The sequence below is a fragment of the Burkholderia sp. Ac-20353 genome (assembly GCF_017104785.1).
In the GTDB taxonomy this organism is placed as follows: domain Bacteria; phylum Pseudomonadota; class Gammaproteobacteria; order Burkholderiales; family Burkholderiaceae; genus Burkholderia.
In genome coordinates this window covers 1-7935 of sequence record NZ_JAAGPL010000295.1, presented here as the reverse complement: position 1 = coordinate 7935, position 7935 = coordinate 1, and the positions used below count along the sequence as shown (strand labels likewise).

The window sequence follows — 7935 nt, the reverse complement described above, 5'->3', positions numbered from 1 at the left end:
GCCCGCGCGGCGGCCCGCGTCGGTGCGCAGCCCGCTGACGAAGCCGGCAACGTAGTGGCGCTCCGCGTCGGACAGCGGCGGCGGCGCCGTCTCGGCGATGCCCAGCGCGGCGGCGAAAGTGTCGATGTCAGCCATGTCGAGTTCCTGTGTCGCGGTCGCGCCCGTAGCGGCGGCCGGCGCGGGCTCTGCCGCTGCCGTTGTAGCGGCTGGGTCGCGCTGCGGGGTATCGTCGGCGGCGCGCTCGGCCGGCGGGACGTCGACCCGACTCAGCGCGACCGCGCAGAATTTCAGTTCCGGTTGCTGTGAAACCGGGTCGATCGCGTCGTTCGTGACCGCGTTGATGCACAGGTCGTCGCCATACACGTCGTTCCAGTGCATCGGCGCGAAGCAGTTGCCGGGCTGCACGCGGTCGGTCACGACCGCCGGCAGCACCGCGCGCCCGCGCCGCGAGCGGACCTCGACGCTGTCCTTCGCGGCGATGCCGAGCGCGCGCGCGTCTTCCGGATGGATTTCGACGAACGGGCGCGGATTCAGCTTGTTGAGCATCGCGACCTTGCCCGTCTTCGTCATCGTGTGCCACTGGTGCTGCAGCCGGCCCGTATTCAGCACGATCGGGAATTCGCCGTCGGGCAGTTCGTGCGGCGCGACGTGCGGCCGCGCGAAGAACCGCGCTTTGCCCGATGCGGTCGGAAACGCGATGCGCGGGGTAAGGCCATCCGGCGTGCCGCCATCCGCCGCCGTGCGCAGCGTCTGGCTCACGCCGTCGTTCAGGTAGCGGATCGGGTTGCGGTCGCGCGCCGCATCCGGCGCGCACGGCCACTGCAGCGGCGTGTCGGCGAGCGCCGCATGGCTCGCGCCGCGCAGGTCGTAGCCGGTCGCGGGATTCGTGAAACGGACGATCTCGTCGAACACGTCGGCGGCCGACGCGTAGCCGAACGCATCGGCATAGCCCATCGCGCACGCGACTTCGGCGATGATCTTCCAGTCCGGCAACGCATCGCCGGGCGGCGCGATCGCCTGCCGCATCAGCGTCATGTTGCGCTCGGAGTTGATCATCACCCCTTCGCCCTCGGCCCACAGCGCGCCCGGCAGCAGGATGTCCGCGTAGCGGTTGGTCTCGGTGTCGAGGAACGCATCCTGCGCGATCACGAGTTCCGCGGCCTGCAGCCCGGCGATCACGGTCTGCCGGTTCGCGACCGTCGCGACCGGGTTCGTGCAGATGATCCAGCACGCCTTCACGTCGCCGGCCGCCATCCGTTCGAACAGGTCGATCGTGCCGTTGCCGGTTTCGGTGCGCAGCGTGCCGCGCGGCACGCGCCACACGTCCTCGACGAACTGCCGGTCCGCGTCCGACAGCACCGAGCGCTGGCCCGGCAGCCCGGGGCCCATGTAACCCATCTCGCGCCCGCCCATCGCGTTCGGCTGGCCCGTCAGCGAGAACGGCCCGCTGCCGGACCGGCAGATCCTGCCCGTCGCCAGATGCAGGTTGCAGATCGCGTTGGTGTTCCACACGCCGTGCGTGCTCTGGTTGAGCCCCATCGTCCAGCAGCTCATCCACTCCGGCGCATCGCCGATCCATTCCGCCGCGCGGCGCAGGTCGGCCTCGGCGAGGCCCGTGATCGCCGCGACCTTGTCCGGCGTGTAATCGGCGAGGAACGCGGGCATCGCGTCCCAGCCTTCGGTGAAACCGGCGATGAACGCGGCGTCGGTCTTGCCGTTCGCGTGCAGCAGGTGCAGCAGGCCGTTCAGCAGCGCGAGATCGGTGCCCGGGCGAATCTGCAGGAACAGGTCCGCCTTGTCGGCCGTGCCCGTGCGGCGCGGATCGACGACGATCAGCTTCGCGCCGGCCTTCACGCGCTCCATCATCCGCAGGAACAGGATCGGATGGCAATCGGCCATGTTCGCGCCGATCACGAAGAACAGGTCCGCGCGCTCGAAGTCCTGGTACGACCCGGGCGGGCCGTCCGCGCCGAGCGACAGCTTGTAGCCGCTGCTCGCGCTCGCCATGCAGAGGCGCGAGTTCGATTCGATGTTGTTGGTGCCGACGAAGCCCTTCGCGAGCTTGTTCACGAGGTACTGCGCCTCGATCGACATCTGGCCCGACACGTAGAACGACAACGCGTCGGGGCCGTGCGCATCGAGCACCGTGCGCAGGCGGCGCGCGGTCTCGGCGATCGCGTCGCGCGCGGCCAGCGGCACGAGGTCGTCCTCGCGCGCGTGGCGCACGAACGCGCTTTCGAGCCGCCCGGACTTGCGCAGCGCGACGTGCGCGGACGCCCCTTTCGTGCAGAGCCGCCCGAAGTTGGTCGGATGGTCGGGGTCGCCGGCCACCTTGACGACCTCGCCGTCCTCGACGTGCAGCACCATCCCGCAGCCAACGCCGCAGTACGGACACACGGTCTTCACGTTCGTGGCGGTCATGCGCGCTCCGGCTCCGTCAGGCTGCGACCCACACGACGCCGTTGTCGACGCGCGAACGGAAGGTGCTGACCGACTGCTCCGGCGCTTCGAGGCATTCGCCGGTGCGCAGGTCGAAGTGATGCTTGTACAGCGGCGACGCGACGACGATCCGCTCGCCGAGGTTGCCGACCAGCCCGCGCGACATCACGGCCGCCTGCGACGCGGGATCGACGTTCTGGATCGCGAACACGCCGCCGTCCTCGTGCGCGACGTGGAACACGGCGACCTGCTCGCCGTTGACGAGCGCACACACGCCGGTGTTCGGCACGATCTCGTCGAGCGCACACACGGGGGTCCAGGACACGTGAATCTGTTCGTTGCTCATGGCTTTCTCCTGACTGGCGATGATCGGGATGATGCTGATGGTTTGATTCGAATGGCTCGATTCGAGTGGTTCGACTCAGGCGGTCTCGGTTTCGAGCACCACCGGGATCTCGATGCGCTTGCCGCGCACGCGCTCGTCGGGTGTCGCGGGGCGGATCTGGCCGCGCGTCTCGACGAAAGCGATATTCGCGTCGGGCGCGTCGCTGTTCACGAAGTGGCGGAAGCGCTTACGTGTCTCCGGATCGGTAACGGCCTTCTTCCACTCGCATTCGTACGTGTCGACCACGTGCTGCATGTCCGCTTCCAGTTCGGCCGCGAGCCCGAGCTTGTCGTGCACGACCACGTCGATCAGGTAGTCGAGTCCGCCCTCGAGGTTGTCGCGCCACACGCTCGTGCGCTGCAACCGGTCCGCGGTGCGAATGTAGAACATCAGGAAACGGTCGATGTAGCGGACCAGCGTGTCGTGATCGAGGTCGGCCGCGAGCAGTTCCGCGTGGCGCGGCTTCATCCCGCCATTGCCGCACACGTACAGGTTCCAGCCCTTCTCGGTCGCGATGATGCCGATGTCCTTGCCCTGCGCTTCCGCGCATTCGCGCGTGCAGCCCGACACGCCGAACTTCAGCTTGTGCGGCGCGCGCAAGCCCTTGTAGCGGTTCTCGATCTCGATCGCGAGGCCGACCGAATCGTCGACACCGTAGCGGCACCACGTCGAGCCGACGCACGACTTCACCGTGCGCACCGACTTGCCGTACGCGTGGCCCGACTCGAAGCCCGCCGCGATCAGTTCCTCCCAGATCGACGGCAACTGCTCGACGCGCGCGCCGAACAGGTCGACGCGCTGGCCACCGGTGATCTTCGTATAGAGGCCGTATTTCTTCGCTACCTGGCCGACCGCGATCAGCCCTTCCGGCGTTACTTCGCCGCCCGGCATCCGCGGCACGACCGAGTACGTGCCGTCGCGCTGGATGTTCGCGAGGTAGTAGTCGTTCGAGTCCTGCAGCGCCGCATGCTCCTTCTTCAGCACGAACTCGTTGAAGCACGACGCGAGAATGCCCGCGACTGCCGGCTTGCAGACGTCGCAGCCGAGGCCGTGGCCGTGCTTCGCGAGCAGCTCGCCGAAGGTCTGGATGCGCTCGACGCGGATCAGGTGGAACAGCTCCTGGCGCGAATACGGGAAGTGCTCGCACAGATGGTTGTTGACCGCGAGCCCCTGCTTCTTCATCTCGGACTTCATGATCTGCGTGACGAGCGGCACGCAGCCGCCGCACGACGTGCCCGCGCCCGTGCACGACTTCAGCGCGCCGATGCTGGTCGCGCCGCCGTCGACCGCCGCGCAGATCTGCGCCTTCGACACGTTGTTGCACGAGCAGATCTGTGCGGCCTCGGGCAGCGCCTCGACGCCGACCGCCGGCTTTGCCGCGCCGTCCGACGACGGCAGGATCAGGAATTCCGGCGCTTCGGGCAGTTCGATGCGGTTCAGCATCATCTGCAGCAGCGTGCCGTATTCGGCCGCGTCGCCGACCATCACTGCGCCGAGCAGGAACTTGCCGCAGTCGGACACGACGAGCTTCTTGTAGACCTGCTTGCGCTCGTCCGCATACTGGTACGTGCGGCTGCCGGCCGCCGCGCCGTGCGGGTCGCCGATGCTCGCGACGTCGACGCCCATCAGCTTCAGCTTCGTGCTCATGTCGGCGCCCGCGAATGCCGCGGCAACGCCTGCCAGCTGCTTCGCGACCACGCGCGCCATGTCGTAGCCCGGCGCGACGAGGCCGTACACCATGCCGTTCCATGCCGCGCATTCGCCGATCGCGTAGATGTCTGCGTCGCTCGTGCGGCAACTGTCGTCGATCGCGACGCCGCCGCGCGGGCCGAGCTCGAGGCCGCACGCACGCGCCAACTCGTCGCGCGCGCGGATGCCGGCCGAGAACACGATCATGTCGGTGTCGAGATGCGTGCCGTCGGCGAACTGCATCCGGTGCGTGCCGGCCTCGCCGTCGACGATCTCGAGCGTGTTCTTGCCGGTATGCACCGTCACGCCGAGCGCCTCGATCTTCGCGCGCAGCATGCGGCCGCCGCCGTCGTCGACCTGCACGGCCATCAGCCGCGGCGCGAATTCGACGACGTGCGTGTCGAGCCCCATGTCGCGCAGCGCCTTCGCGCATTCGAGGCCGAGCAGGCCGCCGCCGATCACGACGCCGCGCTTCGCGCGCGCGCCGCATGCCTGCATTGCTTCCAGATCCTCGATGGTTCGGTAGACGAAGCAATCGGCGCGCTCGTGGCCCGGCACCGGCGGCACGAACGGCCGCGAGCCCGTCGCGAGCACGAGCTTGTCGTATGCGAGCGTCTCGCCCGACGCGAGCGTGACCGTATGCGCGGCGCGGTCGATCGAAGCGACCTGTGCGTTCAGGCGCAGGTCGAACTGCGGGTTCGCGTCGAAGAAGCCGGGCGCGACGAGCGACAGGTCGTCCGCCGTCTTGCCGGAGAAGAATTCCGACAGGTGCACGCGGTCGTACGCGGGGCGCGGCTCCTCGCCGAGCACCGTGACCTGGAGCGCGCCGGCGGCTTCCGCCGCGACGCACTCGAGCAGCTTGTGACCGACCATGCCGTGACCGATGACGATGAGTTTCATGTTGGGATTTCCTCGAACGATCAGTTTGCGATGCCGCCCGCCGCCAGCGCGCGTTCGCGCAGCGCCGCCTCGCGGGCCTTGTGTTCTTCGCTGAAGCGCACCGCCATCGCGCAGAGCGCGGACACGGTGACGACGAGGCCGAGCACGCTCAGCGTGTGCTGCACGTCGCCGATCCCCTTCAGCAGGAAGCCGGCCGCGACCGCACCAGCGTTGCCGCCCGCACCGACGATCCCGGCGACGCCGCCGAGCGCCTTGCGGTCGATGAACGGCACGAGCGCGTAGGTCGCGCCGCACGCCATGTGCGTGAACAGACCGAACGTCAGCATCGCGACCAGCGCGATGCCGACCGTGTTCGTGTGCGAGAACCACAGCAGCCCGAGCCCTTCGCCGACGATCAGCACGCAGAGCAGCGATGCGCGCACGTCGAGGCTGCGGCGCGCGGCGATCTTGTCGGACAGCCAGCCGCCGAGCGCGCGGGCGAACAGCGCGAGCACGCCGAACAGGCCGGCGGCAAGGCCCGCCTCCTTCAGCGACAGCTTGAAGTGATCGACGTAGTACAGCGCGGCGACGTTGTGGATGAACACCTCGACGCCGAAGCACGCGCCGTACGTGACGAACAGCATCCACACGCGATAGTTCGCGCACGCGGCCGCGAAGCTCTCCCAGCCGCCCTTCTTGCCGCTGTCGATCGTCACGCCCTGTTTGCGCAGCGCGACGAAGTCGCCTTGCGGGCAGTCCTGCGTATAGCGCCAGTAGACCCACGCCATCACCAGCATCGCGATGCCCGGCACGACGAGCGCGGCGCGCCACGCGGATGCGTCACCGAAGCCGAACATCAGCGCGGCCGCCGCCAGGAGCGGCAGGAACGCCTGCGCGGCGCCCGCGCCGGCGTTGCCCCAGCCGGCCGACGTCGCGTTCGCGGTGCCGACGATGTTCGGCGCGAACATCACCGACGTGTGGTACTGCGTGATCACGAAGCTCGCGCCAACCGCGCCGATGCCGAGCCGGCACAGCAGGAACGACAGGTAATCGTGGCTGAACGCGACCGCGATCACGGGAAACGCGCCGATCGCGAGCAGCCCCGCGTACACGCGGCGCGGTCCGAAGCGGTCGCACAGCGGGCCGACGACCAGCCGCACGGCGATCGTCGCGGCCACTGCCGCAATATTGATGTTCGCGACCTGCGCGGCGCTCAGATGAAATTCGTGCGCGATGAGCGGCATCAGCGGTGCGCATGCGAACCACGCGAAGAAGCACACGAAGAACGCCATCCACGTCAGATGAAACGCGCGCATCGGCGCGGTGCGCAGGCTGAAGAGATCGATGCGGGTAGCTTTGTCGGACATTTCCCATCCACCAAACGAAAACGGCGTCCTGCGAACCCGGTCTCGCACATGTCGAGACCCGATCCGTAGGACGCCGTTGCCCAGGAAGCCCGTTGCCGGGCGAATCGGTATTCGGTACTGCGAGCGAATCGCCGTTGATTCGCACGGGACACACTACGCAAGCACCGTGCCATGTCGTGCGAAATCCCGTCGTACAACGGATCGCGGCGCTTTCGGGGGCCTGCGCGGTGCCGCGTTGCTCGGGCCCGGCGACGCGTCGTGGCGCAGAGAGGCACAGATGTGGTGCGCTGCAGCACTGTCACCGTGCTGCAATGCCGTGCACGTTCGTGGTGAATCGCGCACCCGCTTGCGGCATCGGGTCGGCACTGAACCGGCACTGAACCGGCAACGATCCCGCGCACCGCGACGGCCGCTGCACGGCCGCGCAACGCGCAGCAGCACGCCGGACGGTGCGCGTCGCGCGGCTGGTCCGGATATTGCTCGACCGTTCGCAGGCATCCGATTCGTTATTCAGACCGCCACGCGTGCGTGGCCATGGGACAAGCATCATGAAGACTGGCAAGGTCACCCTGCTCGGCGCCGGCCCCGGCGATCTCGACCTGCTCACGCTGAAGGCCGTGAAGGCGCTCGCGGCCGCCGACGTGCTGCTGCTCGACGATCTCGTGAATCCCGAGATCGTCACGCTCGCGCCGCAGGCGCGCGTCGTGCGCGTCGGCAAGCGCGGCGGCTGCCGTTCGACACCGCAGGCGTTCATCGAGCGGCTGATGCGCCGCTACGCGCTGCGTGGCGCGCACGTGGTCCGCGTGAAAGGCGGCGAGGCGCTGCTGTTCGGCCGCGCGGGCGAGGAGTTGAAGATGCTGCGCGATGCGGCGATTCAGGTCGACATCGTCAACGGAATCTCGTCGGGATTCGCGGCGGCGGCCAGCCTCGGCGTATCGCTCACGCATCGCGAGCATTGCCAGGGCGTCACGTTCGTCACCGCGCACCTGCAGGACCACACCGAACCCGACTGGTCGCGGCTCGCCGCGACCGGCACGACGCTCGCGATCTACATGGGGATGAGCCGCATCGAGCGGCTTGCGGCCGGCCTGCTCGCCGCGCTGCCCGCATCGACGCCCGCCGCGGCCGTGCAATGGGCCGGCACGCCCGACGAGCGCCGCTGGACCGGCACGCTCG

5 protein-coding genes are annotated in these 7935 nt (G+C 68.7%); 1 reads left to right on the top strand and 4 read right to left on the bottom strand.

Annotated features, from left to right (window positions below; genetic code table 11):
• From G3N94_RS38345 to G3N94_RS38330, 4 genes are all read right to left on the bottom strand, one after another.
• Nucleotides 1–2421 (bottom strand): nitrate reductase (locus tag G3N94_RS38345; protein WP_205799418.1); only part of this gene is annotated, 2421 nt, incomplete at its 3' end.
• A gap of 16 nt (nt 2422–2437) precedes the next feature.
• Nucleotides 2438–2785, bottom strand: a complete 348-nt coding sequence (nirD, locus tag G3N94_RS38340) for a nitrite reductase small subunit NirD (protein ID WP_205799417.1) — start codon at nt 2783–2785, stop codon at nt 2438–2440.
• 75 nt (nt 2786–2860) lie between these two features.
• Nucleotides 2861–5413, bottom strand: a complete 2553-nt coding sequence (gene nirB / locus G3N94_RS38335) for a nitrite reductase large subunit NirB (protein WP_205799416.1) — start codon at nt 5411–5413, stop codon at nt 2861–2863.
• Nucleotides 5414–5433: 20 nt separating this feature from the next.
• Nucleotides 5434–6759 (bottom strand): MFS transporter, encoded by a 1326-nt coding sequence (locus tag G3N94_RS38330; protein WP_205799415.1) that lies wholly within the window; start codon nt 6757–6759, stop codon nt 5434–5436.
• A 548-nt stretch (nt 6760–7307) separates the two neighbouring features.
• On the opposite strand from G3N94_RS38330, the gene cobA reads away from it, so the two are divergent.
• A partial coding sequence (cobA, locus tag G3N94_RS38325) for a uroporphyrinogen-III C-methyltransferase (RefSeq protein WP_205799414.1) occupies nt 7308–7935 on the top strand: 628 nt, incomplete at its 3' end.

What these genes read in the sequence shown, in the direction of transcription:
- nirD (WP_205799417.1), bottom strand. Translation starts at nt 2,785, where the DNA reads ATGAGCAACGAACAGATTCACGTGTCCTGGACCCCCGTGTGTGCGCTC.
- nirB (WP_205799416.1), bottom strand. Translation starts at nt 5,413, where the DNA reads ATGAAACTCATCGTCATCGGTCACGGCATGGTCGGTCACAAGCTGCTC.
- G3N94_RS38330 (WP_205799415.1), bottom strand. Translation starts at nt 6,759, where the DNA reads ATGTCCGACAAAGCTACCCGCATCGATCTCTTCAGCCTGCGCACCGCG.